Origin of the sequence: Rhodococcus sp. 05-2254-2 (genome assembly GCF_002259095.1) — a bacterium.
Lineage (GTDB): Bacteria > Actinomycetota > Actinomycetes > Mycobacteriales > Mycobacteriaceae > Rhodococcoides.
The window spans coordinates 147,638-164,941 of sequence record NZ_NOZJ01000019.1; the positions used below are offsets into that span (position 1 = coordinate 147,638).

Consider the following 17,304-nt stretch of genomic DNA (forward strand, 5'->3'; position numbering starts at 1 on the left):
CTGAGGCACCTTGAACCTTTTGAGCAAATACGGCAGTCAACTCGTCGAGGTATTCATCACGACGATCCAGTTGACACTGCTGTCGGCGGTCGGTGCGCTGATAATCGGCACGGTGGTCGCAGCCATGCGCGTGTCACCGATCCCGATTGCGCGAGCGATCGCCACCGTGTACGTCACGATCTTCCGAAACACTCCACTGACGTTGATCATTCTGTTCACCTCCTTCGGCCTTTTCCAGACCCTGGGTGTCTCGTTGGCTTCGCAGTCGTCGCCGACAGGCTTGGTGGACAACAACTTCCGACTCGCCGTACTCGGCTTGAGCGTGTACACGGCGTCGTTCGTGGCCGAGTCACTGCGATCGGGCATCAACACCGTCCCCGTCGGTCAAGCCGAAGCGGGTCGCTCTCTGGGCATGACCTTCACCCAGAACGTCAGCATCGTCGTTCTCCCACAGGCGTTCCGGGCAGTGGTGGGCCCGCTCGGTAGCGTTCTGATCGCCTTGACGAAGAACACCACGATCGCGTCCGTCATCGGTGTGGTCGAGGCATCGTTCCTGATGAAAGAAATGATCGAGAACGAGGCCGCGATCTTCGTCGTCGGTGGCATCTTCGCACTCGGGTTCATGATCCTGACGCTCCCGACCGGGTTGCTGTTCGGCTACATCAGCAAGCGATTGGCGGTGTCATGATGAGTGATGCAGTAGCAGTTCTGTACGACGTCCCGGGCCCGAAAGCGGTACTGCGATACCGCATTCTGACCGTGGTCGTTGCAGTCGTCTCGCTGGGGATCGCGTTTCTGATCTACCGGGCGCTCGACTCGAAGGGGCAGTTGACCGCTGAGAAGTGGGATCCGTTCCTCGAATCGACCACGTGGACCACCTATCTGCTGCCCGGTATTCAGGGCACGCTGGTGGCAGCGGCCCTGTCGATCGTGTTCGCCCTGATCCTCGGTGCCGTACTCGGTATCGGCAGGTTGTCCGATCATCGAGTCGTGCGAGTGATCAGTGGCGCATTCGTCGAGGTGTTCCGCGCCGTTCCGGTGCTGATCCTGATGATCTTCCTGTACGCCGTCTATGCCGACTACGAGGTCTTCAAGGTCAAGTACCTGGCCTTGGCTGCGGTGGTCACGGGCCTGACCCTGTACAACGGTTCGGTCATTGCCGAGATCGTGCGTGCCGGCGTCAATTCCCTGCCCAAGGGCCAGCGCGAAGCCGCGTCGGCGTTGGGCATGCGCAAGAGCCAGGTCATGCTCCTGGTTCTGCTCCCCCAGGCCGTCACCGCCATGCTTCCGGCGATCATCTCGCAGATGGTGGTGGCACTGAAGGACTCGGCGCTGGGTTACGTCATCGGTTACGTCGAAGTCGTCCGTTCCGGGCAGCAGGTGGGCGCGTTCTACAGCAACTACCTGCCGTCGTTGGTGATTGTCGCCGTCATCATGATCATCATCAACTCCGCTTTGACGAAGCTGGCCACCGTGGTCGAACGTCGTCTGCGTTCTCGCAAGCGCAAGGCCGGCGCGACTGAAGTGGTTCCGGCTCTCGACGGTGGTCAGGCAGCCTGACCCACACGACACTGCAACTGGTCGAGGCCGTCGACAAGTAAGGCCCGCAACACCGATGGTGTTGCGGGCCTTACTGTTTCTCGACGGCACCGGCTCGAGGTGGACGATCACATCGAGTCGGGGCCGTCGAAGTCTTCGGTATCGGCACCTGCGCAGTCGAGCTCCTCTTTGACCACTGCGAATGCCATCGACTGCGAGTAGCCGCGGCGGGCGAGCATGCCGACCAGCTTGCGCACAACCTTGTCTCGCTCGGTTCGAGCATCGGGTCCGCTGGGATCGGGCAACTGCAGCGTGCGGAATCGCTTGCGTATCAACTCGGCTGCGCGCTGACGCTCGTCGTCGGCATCGATCAGATCGAGTGCATGCACAGCGAGTTCGTTGCTGACTCCCTTGTTGCGGAGCTCCATGCTCAATGCACGTTTGCCCTTGCCGGAGTACTTGTGCCGGGACTGGACCCACTGCTGAGCGAAGGATTCGTCGTCGACCAGCTTGGCCTTCTCGAGCCGGTCGAGAACAGCGTTCGCGATTTCTGCGGTGAAGCCCTTCTTGGCCAGGCTCGCTTCGAGTTCGTGCCTGCTGCGCGCTCGGTCGGTCAGCAACCGAAGGCAGACATCTTTCGCCTGCGCCTCGGTGCCGCCGCCTTCGTCTCGCTGCTGCACAGCGACAACAGGTTAGAAGTCGACCGGAGCAGCTGCGGGCTCCTCTGCGGTGACGTCCGCGCCGATCTGCAGCTTCTCCATGATCTTCTTCTCGATTTCGTCCCGCACGTCCGGGTTCTCGAGCATGAACTTGCGGGCGTTCTCCTTGCCCTGGCCGAGCTGGTCACCTTCGTAGGTGAACCACGAACCCGACTTACGGATGAAGCCGTGCTCGACGCCCATATCGATCAACGAGCCTTCGCGGCTGATGCCCTTGCCGTAGATGATGTCGAACTCGGCCTGCTTGAACGGCGGTGCCACCTTGTTCTTGACCACCTTGACCCGGGTGCGGTTACCGATAGCGTCGGTTCCGTCCTTCAGGGTCTCGATACGGCGGATGTCGAGGCGAACCGAGGCGTAGAACTTCAATGCCTTACCACCGGTGGTGGTTTCGGGAGAGCCGAACATGACGCCGATCTTCTCGCGCAGCTGGTTGATGAAGATGACCGTGGTGCCCGAGTTGCTCATGGCACCGGTGATCTTGCGCAGCGCCTGGCTCATCAGGCGGGCCTGCAGACCCACGTGGCTGTCGCCCATCTCACCCTCGATCTCGGCGCGCGGCACCAATGCCGCCACCGAGTCGATCACGAGGATGTCGAGAGCACCCGATCGGATCAGCATGTCGGCGATCTCGAGAGCCTGCTCACCGGTATCGGGCTGCGACACCAGCAAGGCATCGGTGTCGACGCCGAGCTTCTTCGCGTAGTCCGGATCCAGAGCGTGCTCGGCGTCGATGAAGGCAGCGATGCCGCCGGCCCGCTGAGCACTGGCCACTGCATGGAGGGCGACGGTGGTCTTACCCGAGGATTCCGGACCGTAGACCTCGATGACACGTCCACGCGGCAACCCTCCGATGCCGAGTGCCACATCGAGCGCGATCGATCCCGTGGGGATGACGGCGATGGGCTGTCGGACCTCGTCACCGAGGCGCATCACCGAGCCCTTGCCGAAGTTCTTGTCGATCTGCGCAAGTGCGAGATCGAGCGCTTTGTCGCGATCGTATGCAGCCATCGTGAGCTCCCTGTGTCGTGTCGTTCAGCTGTGTCGTATCGATCAGCTTTGTCGTCGGTAACGCTAGAACGGGGTACCGACAAGAAGTTTCTCGAGACCGCTCAGCAACCGTTGACATCAGCATAGGGGAACACGTGTTCGAGTCAACTACCTCGGCTTTCGACACGCCGGAAAAGATCGGCAGGACCGGTGCGGACTACCAGCGCTCTTTCGGAACGTCGAACTCGTAACAGATCGAGCGCCACACTTCTCGCGGGTCGACGCCGTCCTCGATGGCCTGCGCTCCGGTGCGACCGATGCCGGACAACACATGATCGGCCAGCAGGGAGTTTCCTCGAACGGAGCCGAACTCCTCGGTGAGGAGTTCACGAAATTCGGTCAGACGCACAACGACAACCCTAGCGCCCGCTCCGTGGACCGCTGCGGGCGAGCACGTGACGACACACCGACACCGGATCCTCGACGGACTGCGACCCGTCCGCCGCCGCCCCCGCTGCCCGGGCGAAACGCGGATCGGACAACACCGTGGCCACCGCGTCGGCGATCGAGGTCGGTGTCGGGGGTCGTACGATGACCGCACTCCCCTGCCGGGCGGCCCGATTCGCCAGCTCCCACTGATCACCACCGCCGGGGACGGCCACCACCGGAACGCCGTGGACGAGAGACTTGGCAAGCATGCCGTGGCCACCGCCGCACACCACCACATCGGCACGGCGCAGCAGTTCGTCCTGGCGGCCGAGGCCTGCGTTCGCCCAGCTCGGGAGCGCGACGGGACCTCCGTCGAGAACAGAGGCCACGACCCGCACTCCCCTGCCGTCCAACCCTTTCAGCGCCATCTCGAGCATTCCTTCCGCACCGGTGAAGGCGGTCGACGGCGCGACCATCACCAGCGGTGCCGAGCCGTCGGGGGCATCGAGCAGCTCGTCCGTCGGCTCCCACAGCAGCGGGCCGACCACGTGTGCCTCCTCCGGCCAGTCGGGACGGTGCACCTCGAGCGCGGGAATGGTGGCGACCAGCCGAGCAGCGGGACCCGGGTCCTCGGCAGGCAACCCGATGCTCGTCCGTGCGCTGGAACGCTGTGTGCGCCCCTGAGCGATCGAGCGTGCCGTCAACGCGCGCATAACGACATCGCGCAGCCTGCCCCGAATTCCGATACCCGGAGCCAAGCCACTTCCGATGGGCGGCAACCCTTTCGAGGGCGAATACAGAGGATGGGGCGAGAGTTCGACCCAGGGGATACCGAGACGCTCGGCGGCCATGCCACCCCCTGCGGTGAGGATGTCGGACACGACGAGATCGACGTTCTCCCGCTCGAGGTCGGGTAGCAACTCGGTCGAGACGAACGCCGCCCGAGAGTGGATCCGTTGTCCGGCATCGAGATCGTCGTCTTCCGGCCGCGGTGCGAGTCCACCCAGCGGAAGCGCTCGCAGGCCCGCGGCGTGCGCGGCGGGTACCCAGCGGCTACCGGTGAAGAGGATCGGTTCGTCGCCGGCCGCGCGGAAGAGCAGAGACAGGGCGATCGCCGGAAAGGCATGCCCCGGATCGGGCCCGGCCACCACTGCTACTCGCACCAACCCAGCGTGCCACACTCGAGCCGTACCGCTCGACGTGCGCCGAGATCAGGTCGCGAGAGGGGCGGTCAGGTCAGGACGCGGCCTCGTTCACGCACCCTCGGGTCGCAGATAACGGTCGACGGCGAACGCCATCTGGCGTGTCACCTCGGCACCGGACACCCGCTCGGACACCATCTCCGCGGACTGGACAGCAGACTGCACCATCAGCAACACCAACGTGGCCAGAGTGGTGGGATCCCCCGCACGAATCGAGGAATCACGTTGTCCGGCAACGACCAGAGAAGCCAGTGCGTCGATGATCAACGCCTGACTGGTTCCGAGCCGATGCAGAATGTACGTGGCGAGCACGTCGGAATCGGAACGCAGAATCTTCACGAAAAGCGGATGGAGTCGAATGCGGTCGGCAACGTCACCCACGGCAGTCACGAGCTGATCACGAGCCGGTGCCGAAGCGTCGAAGCTCGGAATCAGGGCACCGATCTCTCGCGTGAGCAGGCTCGAGACCACAGCTCGTGTATCGGCCCATCTTCGGTACACGGTGGGCCTGCTGACCTTGGCGCGACGCGCGATCTCGGCCAAGGTCGTGCGCTTGACTCCGTGTTCGAGGATGCAGGATCGGGCCGCGTCGAGAACGGTGTTCTCGACCGACTTCTCGGGAGCGGCGGTCCCGGACGACGACTGCGGGGGCTCCGACGAGACAGGACTCGACACCGGCTGCTCGATCACGTGCCACCTTTCTCGATTCGGACAAAAAGACCGTATTACGCGTAGTAACAGTCTATTTCGTTACAGTACCTCACGGTTACACGCACATCGGGCCGGAAGATCGCTAGTAACACGCATGCGCAATCTGCATCGGGGGCATTCGACCAGGAATCGCGTCGGTCACCACCACGACAATCGTCGACCCTGGCAAGCTGATCGATGTGATCGAAAAATCGTTGCGAGCATGACCCGATCGGTGACGGTGTTGACCAACCCGATGGCCGGCGGTGGGCACGCGGGGCACGCCGGACGGTGCGCCGTGGCTCGACTGCGGGAGCGTGAACTTCACGTCACGGCCATCGAAGGCCGCACACCCGGGGATGCGTTGACTTTGCTCGAGAAGGCAGTCGGCAGCGGTACGGACGCGGTGGTCGCCGTCGGCGGCGACGGGCTCGTCAATCTCGTCGTCCAAGTACTGGCCGGCACCGACGTCCCGATGGGCCTGATCCCGGCCGGTACCGGCAACGATCTGGCACGGTCTCTGGGACTGCCTCGTGGCGATGCTGTTCACGCCGCCGACATCGTCGCCGACAACGTCACTCGCGCAATCGATCTCGGACGGATCGGCGAGCGCTGGTTCGCCACCGTCCTGTCCAGTGGCTTCGACTCGCTGGTCACCGAGAGGGCCAAGCGACTGCGCTGGCCACGCGGACCGCTGCGGTACAACGCAGCGATGATGCTTCAGCTGGCGTCACTTCGAAAGCTGCCGTACGTCATCGAACTTGACGATGCCGAGCTTCGTCTCGACGCCACCTTGGTCGCTGTCGGAAACGGCAGAAGTTACGGTGGCGGGATGGTCGTGTGCCCCGCCGCGCTCGTGGACGACGGCCTTCTCGACGTCACCGTCATCCGAGGGGTGAGCCGGACTCGACTGCTCGGACTGTCCCCCACGCTCTACCGGGGAACGCACATCGACCGGCCCGAGGTGGACACCTACACCTCGACGCAGGTCACGCTGCGATGCGACGGAATCGTCGCCTATGCGGACGGTGAGCGAGTCGCCGAACTACCTGTCACCGCGCGTTGCGTGCCGCGTGCACTTCGGGTGTTCGTGAATCAGGATTCCGTGGCTCGCGGGTGACCGAGCCGCCGCGTCAGAACTTCAGCGACGAGCGATCGTTGTCGGAGGAGATCGCCTTGTACAGCCACACCAGGCTCAACACGATCGCGCCGACCACCACGAGCCAGAAGACACCCTTGATGATGCTGCCCAGAAGCGCGAGCGCAATCCAGATCAGAACGATGAATCCCAGTACTTTCCAGAACATGAGTGCTCCTACCGTGTCGCCGCGCACCGTGTCGTTTCGCGTACTTCGATACTGGCACTCGCGCGCGACGAGCACATCGGGGTGAACCCTGAATTGTCTCAGCGATGCCGCGACCGAATCCGGTCGAGTTCGGTGAGCGCCTCGGCCCACCCCTGCAGTCGATCCGTAGCCGACAGCAGCTCGCGTCGATGCGATTCCACGACCGTCGTCGACGCCGATCCGGCCGGTCCGGTCATCCGCGCGGCAGCGGCCACGAGCTGCTCGTACTGATCGACACCGGTGGCGAGTTCGGCTGCAGCCGAGGCTATTCCGCCGCGCAAGTGCTCGCGGGTCACAGCGCTTGCCGCCCCCGCACGTTCCAGAGCGGCGATGTCGACGGCGACTCCTTCGAGCCCGCGGGCTGCGTCGGAGGTCACCCCGATCATCTCCTCGACGTCCTCGGCACCGATCGTCTCGGACCTCGCCAGGATTCCCAGTAGCTCGAACAGACTCTGCTCGGCACCGGCCAGTCGGGTCATCGACTCGTACGCGGCAGATCCGCGCTGCGGCAATACGCGCTTGGTCGGTAGTCCCACCGGCACCGGCTGGGCTCGAAGACGCCGCAACCGCGTCACCGCGAATGCGGCCGGGACCGCCATCAGTGCAGCACTACCGCCGCCCACGAACAGAGTCCACTCCGGTGCCGACAGCACGGCCATCCCCGCAGTTCCCACGGCCGTCGTCGTGGACGCAGCACCGAACCTGATTCCGCGTCGTCTGGCGCGGCGAATCTTCTTCAGGTGCTTGACGCGGGGATCCCTTCGGCGCCCTGCGGCACCGAGAATCGAGGTCCCGACACTCCGAGCGGACTCCGCCAAAGACTTGACCACGGCACCGGACTCGGTGACGGCTGCGGTCACGGCCTCACGATCGAGCGAAACGGCCGGCCGCTTACGCGACCGGCCGGATTCGTGTTCTCTACTGTTCATGTCGACGTTGCTGTCGGACGTCCGAGCTGTTCGCCGGCTCGATCTATGCCTGAGCCGGTGGCTCGGGCGTCGCGTCCGGAGCCTTCGAGATCGAGGGCTTCGCCGCGGCATTGCCCGACGGCAACGAGTCGCCTGCCATCGATGCACGAATCTGTTCGAGGCGGCTGTGACCCGCCATCTGCACCGAAGCCTGCTGAACCTCCATCATGCGACCCGACACGGTGTTCTGGGCCAGCTCTGCCGATCCGAGGGCATCAGCGTAGCGACGTTCGATCTTGTCGCGCACCGCGTCGAGGCTCGGGGTGTTGCCGGGCGCGGACAGCGTGCTGTCCATCGACCGCAGGGATTCGCTGACCTTCTCCTGCATCTTCGCCTGCTCGAGCTGGCTCAGTAGCTTGGTGCGTTCTGCGACCTTCGACTGCAGAGCCATGGCGTTCTGCTCGACGGCCTTCTTCGCCTGAGTGGCTGCCTGCAAAGACTGGTCGTGCAGGACCTTGAGGTCCTCGACACTCTGCTCGGCGGTCACCAGCTGTGCTGCGAACGCCTCGGCTGCGTTCGTGTACTGCGTGGCCTTCTCGATGTCGCCTGCAGTGGCGGCCTGATCGGCCAGCGTCACCGCCTGCCGCGCGTTCGCGTTGAGCTTCTCGACCTCGTCCAGCTGACGGCTGAGCTTCATCTCGAGCTGGCGCTGATTACCGATGACCGACGCGGCCTGCTGGGACAGAGCCTGATGCTGTCGCTGTGCGTCCTCGATCGCCTGCTGAATCTGAACTTTGGGGTCGGCCTTCTCGTCGATCTTGGAATTGAAGAGCGCCATCATGTATTTCCAGGCCTTGACGAAAGGATTAGCCATGGGGTGGTCCTGCCTCCATCTGTTGCGCCGCGGTGGCCGCGTACGGGTCGGCTGCTCTCGCAGTGACCGAAATGAACCTGTCCGTGCTGTGAAAGTCGGGTGCGTGGTCTGGGTCAGGAGTGGAAACTGGGTACTTTTCCGATCTTAGGCGGCGGCGAGTGCTCTGGCAGCAGGTGCCGGAATCACGACGCGAGTATCGCCGTCGATGCGGGTGGCGACCGCCGCCTCGTCGAGCCGCGCGGCGGCGGTCGAGGCGTCGGACAGTGTCACACTGACATCGCTCATGACGTCCGAGAGCGGGACGGCGAGGGCGTCGCAGATCGCAGCGAGGAGCTCGCTCGACGCTTCCTTGCGACCACGTTCGACCTCGGAAAGGTATCCGAGGCTGACGCGTGCGGTGTTCGAGACTTCACGCAGGGTTCGGCTCTGTGCGACGCGAGTACGCCGCAAACTGTCGCCGAGTGCTTCACGCAATAGCAGCGCCATCTCGCTCCTCCTCGTTGGTGTTCGTGCCGACGGCTGTGCCGTCGAGACGACAACGTTCACATCTCGTTCGTCCGGAGCCGTCACGATGTTCAACGTCCCAGTCGGTCCGATTGGTTCCCGACCCTATATGCCCGTTCACTGCGACACGCGCCGAAACAGCTGCGACACGGCCACCACGACTGTAGCCCGCCGACGAGTTCACGCGGAGGACACGCCTCGGCGCAGACGAACGGCCTGCACCACGTAGTCCACACCGGTGTAGACGGTGAGCAGAACCGCCAGCGCCATCAAGGCGACCGCGACCGGGTCGAACACGCTCGGCAGAGGGCACAGGTACACCCCGATCGCGAACGTCTGCACCAGAGTCTTCACCTTGCCGCCGCGCCCTGCGGGGATCACTCCGTGGCGGATGACGGCGAACCGCACCGCGGTGATGCCGATCTCCCGCACACCGATTATCACCGTCACCCACCACGACAGGTCGCCCAACATCGACAGTCCGACGAGCGCGGCCCCGATCAGAGCCTTGTCCGCGATGGGGTCGGCCATCTTCCCGAAATCGGTGACGAGACCGTACTTGCGGGCCAACTGACCGTCGATCCGGTCGGTGATGGCAGCAGCAGCGAAGATCGCGGTTGCCGCCAGCCGCCAGGATGTGTCGTGGCCGTCACCGACGAACAGTGCTGCGAGAAAGACCGGAACCAGTGCGATTCGGAGCACCGTCAGGACGTTCGCGATATTGAGCAACGGCACTTCGTCCGGACCACCGGTGACAGCGTTGCCGTGAGGCAGTCCCGAATCACGCAGTCCCGAATCACGCGGGGCCGAAGCACCGGAGGGACGGTTGCCCGGAATCTCGCCGCTGGATGGAACGCCGTGATCGGGCGTCACCGGCCCGCTCATCGGCAGAACCGCGCGCCGTCGACGACGTACCGGTCGGTGTGTCGGCTTCGGCGCAGCACCGATCCGCCGAGACGGGGACACAGCTCACTGAACGACACACGAAAAGTTTATCGGTTGCGGTACTGACTACTGTTCACCCCATGACTTCTGGGCCGAATCGGGCGAGTCGCGACATCGCAGACCCCGAATCCGACGTGCAATCCGACATTGCGGACCTCGGCTCCGCTGACGACGGCACTCTCGTCGTGCGTCGAGCCAGAACCTCCGACATCCCCGAGATCAAGCGTTTGATCGACATCTACGCCGGACGCATTCTGCTCGAGAAGAACCTCGTCACCCTGTACGAGGCGGTGCAGGAGTTCTGGATCGCCGAGCGTGACGGCGAGATCATCGGCTGCGGTGCACTGCACGTGCTGTGGGCCGATCTTGGCGAGGTTCGCACGGTCGCCGTCGATCCCGCCGCCAAGGGGCACGGCGCAGGCCATCTGATCGTCGCCAAACTGATCGAGGTCGCTCGTGATCTGGCGTTGCAGAAAGTGTTCGTGCTGACTTTCGAGGTGGACTTCTTCTCTCGACACGGGTTCGCCGAGATCGACGGAACCCCCGTGACGGCCGAGGTCTATGCGGAAATGTGCCGTTCCTACGACACCGGCGTGGCGGAGTTCCTGGACCTGAGTTACGTCAAACCGAACACTCTGGGCAACACGCGGATGTTGCTGTCGCTCTGACAGAATTCCGGGATCACCCCTCGAATCCGGAAGAGAGCTCCATGCCCCTGATCGCCGTCAGCTACACCTATTCACCCGCCACCACAGACGGGCGCGACACCCACCGCGCAGCACATCGCGCCTGGTTGGCCGACCTACTCGACCGGAAAACCCTGGTGTCGAGTGGACCGTACGCCGATGGCAGCGGTGCTCTGCTGCTGGTGGAGGGCGCGGATGCTGCCACCGTCGAGACGCTGTTCGCGCAAGACCCGTTCGCGGTGGAGAACCTGATCGAGTCGGCGACGTTCCACGAATGGACGCCCGTCATGGGCACCTTCACGTCCTGATCTTCCCCGCTCCCCCCCCGTTCGAATGAATGGACCACTGCACCGCCGAGACGGCTGCAGTGGTCCATTCACCCACGCCGGGAAGCGGTCAGAACTCCTCCGACGCGGGCTGCTCGTCCGGGTCGCCGCCCTTGATCGACCACAGCAGACCGTCGAGTTCGTCGGGCTTGACGAGTACCTCGCGGGCCTTCGAGCCTTCGCTCGGGCCGACGACTCCGCGGTTCTCCATCAGGTCCATCAATCGCCCGGCCTTGGCGAAGCCGACTCGAAGCTTGCGTTGCAGCATCGACGTCGAACCGAACTGACTCGTCACGACCAGTTCGACCGCCTGCAACAGCACGTCGAGGTCGTCGCCGATGTCCGGGTCGACGTCCTTCTTGTCCGAGACCTTCGCAGCGGTGACGGTCTCGTTGTACTCCGGCTCGGCCTGGTTCTTGGCGAAGTCGACGACGGCGGCGATTTCCTCGTCGGTGATGAACGCACCCTGCAGACGCGTCGGCTTGCCCGCACCCATCGGTAGGAAGAGCGCGTCTCCCATACCGATGAGCTTCTCCGCACCCGGCTGGTCCAAAATGACGCGTGAGTCGGTCAGAGACGACGTGGCGAAGGCCAGTCGCGACGGCACGTTCGTCTTGATCAAGCCCGTCACGACGTCGACCGAAGGACGCTGGGTGGCGAGCACCAGGTGAATGCCGGCGGCGCGCGCCTTCTGGGTGATCCGCACGATCGCCTCTTCGACGTCACGCGGGGCAGTCATCATCAGGTCGGCCAGCTCGTCCACGATGGCCAGGATGTAGGGATACGGCCGGTAGACGCGTTCGCTGCCCAGTGGTGCGGTGATCTCGCCGGACCGCACCTTCTTGTTGAAGTCGTCGATGTGACGAACCTTGTTGATCTGCATGTCCTGGTAACGCTGCTCCATCTCCTCGACGAGCCAGGCCAGCGCCGCGGCAGCCTTCTTGGGCTGCGTGATGATCGGGGTGATGAGGTGCGGAATTCCCTCGTAGGGCGTCAGCTCCACCATCTTCGGGTCGATCAGGATCATCCGAACCTCGTCCGGCGTCGCCCGTGCGAGCAGCGAGACGAGCATCGAGTTCACGAAGCTGGACTTACCGGAACCGGTGGATCCGGCCACCAGCAAGTGCGGCATCTTCGCGAGGTTGGCGCTGACGAAGTCGCCCTCGATGTCCTTACCGAGTCCGATCACCAACGGATGGTGGTCCTTGCGCGTCGACGGCGCGGTCAGCACGTCCGCCAGACGGACCATCTCACGGTCCGAGTTGGGCACCTCGATACCGACCGCGGACTTGCCCGGGATAGGTGCGAGCAGGCGAACGTTGTCGGTGGCGACGGCGTAGGCGATGTTACGTGCGAGTGCCGTGATCTTCTCGACCTTGACGCCGGGGCCAAGCTCCACCTCGTAGCGGGTGACCGTGGGGCCGCGGGTGAAACCGGTGACCGCGGCATCGATCTTGAACTGTTCGAGTACCTCGGAGATCGCCTCGATCATGGCGTCGTTGGCCTGGCTGCGGGTCTTGGGCGGATCTCCGTCGATCAGCAACGACAGCGACGGCAGCGTGTAATCCCCGTCGACGACGCGATCGACGACGATCTTGTCGTCCTCGGCCGGCTGTTTCGGTTCGGCCGCCTTCACGATCGGCTTGGGCTTCGGCCGCGGGGGCGCGACCGGCTCGGGAGCAGGTGCGGGAACAGCGGCGGCGGGTGCGATGACCTCGGTGGCAGCCTCGGGCGGCGGGGTCTTGCGCGCGCGTGGCGGCTTGACGACCGGGATGTATTCCTCGGTCGGGTAGTTGTCGTAGGGGTCTGCGCCGCCGTGGACCGGGTAGCCGTCGGCGTCGAAGTTGCTGTCGTAGTCGCCGTAGCCCTCGTCACCGAATTCGGAGCCGAAGTCGGCCGGGTCGTACTCGTCGTATTCGTCGCCGCGGCTGTCGGTGCCGAACAGTGCACGCATCCGATCGGGTACGTCGCGCACGGTGGTGCCGGTGAGAAGCAGTACTCCGAACAGGCCTGCGAGCAGCAACAACGGTACGGCCAGCCACACGGTGAGGCCGTCGGCTATGGGTCCACCTGCCACGTATCCGATGAAGCCTGCGCCCTCGGATCGGCCGGCGGCGTCGGTCGGTGAGCCTGCGGCCATGTGCCACAGGCCGAGGATCGGCAGGCCGAGCAGGATCGATCCCAGAACAAGTCGCGGCCGTACCTCGGGATGCGGTTCGGAGCGCATCAGAACGACGGCGATGGCGACACCGAGCACGGGCGCGACGTAGCCGGCTTCACCGATGACGGCGCGGATACCCACCTCGATCCATTCGCCGACCGGTCCCCCGGCGCTCAGCCACACACTCGCGGCGACGACGACACTGACGGCGATCAGTCCGAGGGCGATCCCGTCCCGGCGGTGGCCGTGCTCGATGTCGGCGGCTTTGCTCACCGTCCGCGTCGTGGCACCGACTCCGCGTGCCGCCATCGACCAGGTGGACGCGATGCCTCGCCCGATCGCGTCGAGGGCACCGCGTGACTTCTTCTTCGCCGCCGGGCGCCGAGCCGTCGACGCACCCCTGGCTGGGGCCTTGCCACGGGAGGACGCGTTCGCACGCGACGTCGCGGGGTTGCGCGGCGCGGTGGGCTTCTTCGGCGTCGTCACGGTGCGCGCAGTACGCCCGCCACCGGATTTACGGGCGGTGCCGGACGCGCGCGAGGAGCCGGATCCGCTGGATCCGGCTCTGGCGGTGGAGGTGCTGGTCTTTCCTGCCATGCCCCCAGGCTAGTCGCAACAGCCCCGTCGAAACCATCCGCAACACCAGTAACAGCGGGGGTGAATGTGTCAGAAGCTCAGATCGAGTGCCTTCACGGCAGCCACGTCGTCCGCCGAACCCTCGTACAGCACCTCGATCCGATCGCGCCCGAACGCGTAGAGCAGCAGTTCCGACGGCTCCCCCACCACGGTCACGCCCGGGCCCGGGCCCGATCCACCCTTGAACGTGGCTGTGCGGCCGTCCGGGGTGCGGACGTGCACCGGAATCGGCGCAGAACGGTGTCCGGCCCGGCCTATCAAACGAACCTGCGGCCACAGGCGCGTTTCCACCGCGGCCGGCAACACTCGTCGAGTCCAGCTCTCGCCTGCCCGGCGCAGATCCTCGTGATGAACGAACATCTCACCGAGATTGATCAGGGGGTCCAGCAGTGCGAACGGCGACCACATGGGCGGCCCCGTCCGTATGTCCTCCACCACCGTCGTGAACGGTTTGTTCGCAACGGATCGCTGGACGCGCTCCGTGTACCCCGCGAGCGGAGAGAGAAATATGCCGGGCGAGGCGTCCAGGCGTCGTTCCCGGACGACGAGATGCGCCGCCAGATCGGCTGCGGTCCACTCACCGCACAGCGTCGGCGCATCGGGACCCACGTCGAGAAGGGTCTGGACCAGTTGGGAACGTTCATCCTGGGCGAGGCTCACGCGGTCCACGGTACGTCCCGAGCGATCCGACGGCATCCCGCCGCCCCACACTCCCCGATGTTCGATGCACCTGCGGCGTCGGTAGCCTCCCAACAGTGCCGGTATCGGAAATTCTCGTCATCCTGCTCGCCGGACTCGGAGCCGGAGCCATCAACGCCGTCGTCGGTTCCGGGACGCTGATCACGTTTCCGACGTTGGTCGCATTCGGCTATCCCCCGGTGGTCGCCACCATGTCCAATGCGGTGGGCCTGGTGGCGGGAAGCGTCTCGGGTACGTGGGGTTATCGGCGCGAACTGCGCGGGCAGTGGCATCGACTGCGGTGGCAGTTGCCTGCCTCGTTCTTGGGCGCGCTCGGCGGTGCCTGGCTGCTGCTCCATCTACCCGAAACCGTGTTCGCCGCAGTGGTTCCGGTATTGCTCATCGGCGCGCTGATTCTCGTTGTCGCACAACCGAGAATCCAGGCCTGGGCCAAACGGCGATCGGAAGCCGCAGGCAAGGCCGCGAACCACATCAGCCGTACCCGGATGGCCTTGGTCACCGGCGGCACTCTGCTGGTCGGTATTTACGGCGGCTATTTCACTGCCGCACAAGGCATCCTGCTCATCGGGGTGATGGGAGCGCTGCTCCCCGAGACCATGCAGCGGATGAACGCAGCCAAGAATCTTCTGTCATTGGTCGTCAATGTCGTTGCAGCGGTGACGTACACGATCTTTCGCTTCGACGACATCAGCTGGCAGGCAGCGGGACTGATCGCGGTCGGCTCGCTGATCGGTGGAGCCGTCGGAGCGCGCTACGGCCGCCGGCTCTCGCCGGCGGCCCTGCGCGGTGCCATCGTCGTCCTGGGTCTGATCGGACTCTGGAGACTGCTCGTCTAGACGATCGCGTCCAGTTCGACTGTGGGAGCGCCTAGTTCGACTGCGGTTGCGGCTTGACCGCGATGATCGTCGGAACGATCATCGGCTTGCGGCGATACTTGTCCGCCACCCACCGACCGACGACACGACGCACTGCCTGCGCGATGCGGTGCGTATCGGACACGCCGTCGGACGCCAGACGCTGCAACTCCGACTCGACGAGTTGACCGGCTTCCTTGAGTGCAGCCGGATCGTCGGAGAATCCGCGACCGGACACCTCGGGTGCGGTCACTGCACGACCGGTGGCCGAATCGACGGCGACGCTGATCGCGATGAAACCGCCCTCGCCCAGCACCAGTCGGTCGGACAGCGTCGAATCGCCGACGTCACCGACCGAGAGGCCGTCGACGTAGACGTGCCCCACGGGCACCTGTCCGACGATCTCGGCGAGACCGTCGACCATGTCGACCACCACGCCGTCCTCGGCCAGCACCACTCGCTCCTCGGGTACGCCCGTCGCCTTGGCCAGCGCCGCGTTGGCGCGCAGGTGACGCCACTCGCCGTGTACCGGCATGGCATTGGTGGGCCGAACGGCGTTGTAGAGGTAGAGCAGCTCTCCCGCCGACGCATGGCCCGAGACGTGAACCTTCGCGTTCTGCTGCGTCACGACGGTCGCACCCCGCTTGGCGAGGCCGTTGACCACCGCGAACACCGAGTTCTCGTTGCCGGGAATGAGTGAGGACGCCAGCACCACGAGATCGTTCGCCTTGACGTTGATCTGTCGATGCTCGCCGCGAGCCATCCGGGACAGCGCCGACAACGGCTCGCCCTGCGAACCGGTGGAGATCAGCACCAACCGGTCGTCGGGAAGCGTTGCGGCAGTGTCGACATTGACCTCGAGACCGTCGGGCACACGCAGGTAGCCGAGATCCTGAGCGATCTGCATGTTGCGGACCATCGACCGGCCGACGAATGCCACGCGGCGGTTGTACCGCTCGGCGACGTCGATGACCTGCTGAATGCGGTGCACGTGACTGGCGAACGACGCGACGATGACGCGCTGCTTCGCCTTGCCGATGACGGTGTCGAGTACTCCGCCGATCTCGCGTTCCGGCGTGACGAATCCGGGCACCTCGGCATTGGTGGAGTCGACCAGAAAGAGGTCGACACCCTCGTCGCCGAGCCGGGAGAAGCCGGCCAGGTCGGTCAGGCGACCGTCGAGCGGTAGCTGATCGAGCTTGATGTCACCGGTGTGCAGCACCAGCCCGGCATCGGTCCTGATGGCGATGGCGAGCGCATCGGGAATGGAGTGGTTCACCGCGAAGTATTCGCAATCGAACGGGCCGTGCTGCGTGTGCTGGCCCTCGATGACCTCGACGAGGTTCGGCCGCAATCGGTGCTCACGGCACTTGGCCGCGACGAGCGCGAGGGTGAACTTGGATCCGACGACGGGTAGGTCGGGACGCAGGCGCAGCAGGAACGGGACAGCACCGATGTGGTCCTCGTGACCGTGCGTCAGGACCACGGCCTCGACGTCGGCCATGCGATTCTCGATGTGCCGGAAGTCGGGCAGGATCAGGTCGACACCCGGCTGCTGATCCTCGGGAAAGAGCACGCCGCAGTCGATGATCAGCATTTTGCCCTGGTGCTCGAACACCGTCATGTTGCGACCGATTTCGCCGATGCCACCGAGCGCGACCACTCGCAGGCCCTTGAACGGGGCCTTCGGCGGTGTGCCGAGACGCTCCGTCGGGTCGAATTCACGACGCTTGTCGGGACGCTGAGTGCGCGCCGAGTTCTGCACCATCGGCTTCCCCTGCCGAGCCCCTGCCGGT

General features: G+C 64.8%; 19 protein-coding genes. 6 read left to right on the forward strand and 13 right to left on the reverse strand.

Annotation, left to right across the window (positions count from 1 at the left end; genetic code table 11):
* The first annotated feature begins 10 nt into the window (after positions 1-10).
* Both CH283_RS20365 and CH283_RS20370 read left to right on the forward strand, forming a co-directional pair.
* On the forward strand, positions 11-688 hold the full coding sequence (locus CH283_RS20365; RefSeq protein WP_068284151.1) for an amino acid ABC transporter permease: 678 nt from the start codon (positions 11-13) through the stop codon (positions 686-688).
* Complete coding sequence (locus CH283_RS20370) at positions 688-1,560, forward strand: amino acid ABC transporter permease (protein ID WP_068050696.1); 873 nt, start codon at positions 688-690, stop codon at positions 1,558-1,560. The genes CH283_RS20365 and CH283_RS20370 overlap by 1 nt, the downstream gene beginning before the upstream one ends.
* A 107-nt stretch (positions 1,561-1,667) precedes the next feature.
* Here CH283_RS20370 and CH283_RS20375 read toward each other — a convergent pair whose 3' ends face one another.
* From CH283_RS20375 to CH283_RS20395, 5 genes are all read right to left on the reverse strand, one after another.
* A complete protein-coding gene (locus tag CH283_RS20375) occupies positions 1,668-2,219 on the reverse strand; it encodes a regulatory protein RecX (protein ID WP_094642057.1) in 552 nt (183 codons plus the stop codon).
* 12 nt (positions 2,220-2,231) lie between these two features.
* Positions 2,232-3,269 (reverse strand): recombinase RecA, encoded by a 1,038-nt coding sequence (gene recA / locus CH283_RS20380; protein ID WP_008716921.1) that lies wholly within the window; start codon positions 3,267-3,269, stop codon positions 2,232-2,234.
* Positions 3,270-3,465: 196 nt separating this feature from the next.
* Positions 3,466-3,657 (reverse strand): DUF3046 domain-containing protein, encoded by a 192-nt coding sequence (locus tag CH283_RS20385; RefSeq protein ID WP_027496833.1) that lies wholly within the window; start codon positions 3,655-3,657, stop codon positions 3,466-3,468.
* Positions 3,658-3,667: 10 nt separating this feature from the next.
* On the reverse strand, positions 3,668-4,840 hold the full coding sequence (locus CH283_RS20390) for a glycosyltransferase (protein ID WP_141215333.1): 1,173 nt from the start codon (positions 4,838-4,840) through the stop codon (positions 3,668-3,670).
* 90 nt (positions 4,841-4,930) lie between these two features.
* Positions 4,931-5,569, reverse strand: a complete 639-nt coding sequence (locus CH283_RS20395) for a TetR/AcrR family transcriptional regulator (protein ID WP_231893992.1) — start codon at positions 5,567-5,569, stop codon at positions 4,931-4,933.
* A gap of 223 nt (positions 5,570-5,792) precedes the next feature.
* Here CH283_RS20395 and CH283_RS20400 point away from each other — a divergent pair, with 223 nt between their 5' ends.
* Positions 5,793-6,689, forward strand: coding sequence for a diacylglycerol kinase (locus tag CH283_RS20400; RefSeq protein WP_094642059.1), 897 nt, complete (start codon positions 5,793-5,795; stop codon positions 6,687-6,689).
* Positions 6,690-6,702: 13 nt separating this feature from the next.
* Here CH283_RS20400 and CH283_RS28410 read toward each other — a convergent pair whose 3' ends face one another.
* The 5 genes from CH283_RS28410 to pgsA form a co-directional block, all read right to left on the reverse strand.
* A complete protein-coding gene (locus CH283_RS28410) occupies positions 6,703-6,876 on the reverse strand; it encodes a hypothetical protein (protein ID WP_176460471.1) in 174 nt (57 codons plus the stop codon).
* 98 nt (positions 6,877-6,974) lie between these two features.
* Positions 6,975-7,844 (reverse strand): phage shock envelope stress response protein PspM, encoded by an 870-nt coding sequence (gene pspM / locus CH283_RS20410; protein ID WP_255183276.1) that lies wholly within the window; start codon positions 7,842-7,844, stop codon positions 6,975-6,977.
* Positions 7,845-7,887: 43 nt separating this feature from the next.
* Positions 7,888-8,697: a PspA/IM30 family protein gene (locus CH283_RS20415; RefSeq protein ID WP_094642063.1), complete on the reverse strand. Its 810-nt coding sequence runs from the start codon at positions 8,695-8,697 to the stop codon at positions 7,888-7,890.
* 144 nt (positions 8,698-8,841) lie between these two features.
* Complete coding sequence (locus tag CH283_RS20420) at positions 8,842-9,183, reverse strand: helix-turn-helix domain-containing protein (protein ID WP_032397883.1); 342 nt, start codon at positions 9,181-9,183, stop codon at positions 8,842-8,844.
* A 198-nt stretch (positions 9,184-9,381) separates the two neighbouring features.
* Complete coding sequence (pgsA, locus tag CH283_RS20425) at positions 9,382-10,086, reverse strand: CDP-diacylglycerol--glycerol-3-phosphate 3-phosphatidyltransferase (RefSeq protein ID WP_231893994.1); 705 nt, start codon at positions 10,084-10,086, stop codon at positions 9,382-9,384.
* A gap of 140 nt (positions 10,087-10,226) precedes the next feature.
* Here pgsA and CH283_RS20430 point away from each other — a divergent pair, with 140 nt between their 5' ends.
* Positions 10,227-10,814 carry an amino-acid N-acetyltransferase gene (locus CH283_RS20430; protein ID WP_082899029.1) on the forward strand — a complete coding sequence of 196 codons (588 nt, stop codon included), beginning with the start codon at positions 10,227-10,229 and terminating at the stop codon, positions 10,812-10,814.
* Between the two features lie 41 nt (positions 10,815-10,855).
* A complete protein-coding gene (locus tag CH283_RS20435) occupies positions 10,856-11,140 on the forward strand; it encodes a YciI family protein (RefSeq protein WP_068050703.1) in 285 nt (94 codons plus the stop codon).
* 88 nt (positions 11,141-11,228) lie between these two features.
* On the opposite strand, the gene CH283_RS20440 is transcribed toward CH283_RS20435, so the two are convergent.
* Positions 11,229-13,916, reverse strand: a complete 2,688-nt coding sequence (locus CH283_RS20440) for a DNA translocase FtsK (protein ID WP_176460472.1) — start codon at positions 13,914-13,916, stop codon at positions 11,229-11,231.
* 69 nt (positions 13,917-13,985) lie between these two features.
* Entirely contained in the window at positions 13,986-14,615 is a 630-nt protein-coding gene (locus tag CH283_RS20445) for a TIGR03085 family metal-binding protein (RefSeq protein WP_176460473.1), read from the reverse strand.
* Between the two features lie 95 nt (positions 14,616-14,710).
* Between CH283_RS20445 and CH283_RS20450 the strand changes: the two genes are divergently transcribed.
* On the forward strand, positions 14,711-15,490 hold the full coding sequence (locus tag CH283_RS20450; protein ID WP_094614466.1) for a sulfite exporter TauE/SafE family protein: 780 nt from the start codon (positions 14,711-14,713) through the stop codon (positions 15,488-15,490).
* Between the two features lie 31 nt (positions 15,491-15,521).
* On the opposite strand, the gene CH283_RS20455 is transcribed toward CH283_RS20450, so the two are convergent.
* Entirely contained in the window at positions 15,522-17,276 is a 1,755-nt protein-coding gene (locus tag CH283_RS20455; RefSeq protein ID WP_037189531.1) for a ribonuclease J, read from the reverse strand.
* Between the last annotated feature and the right edge of the window lie 28 nt (positions 17,277-17,304).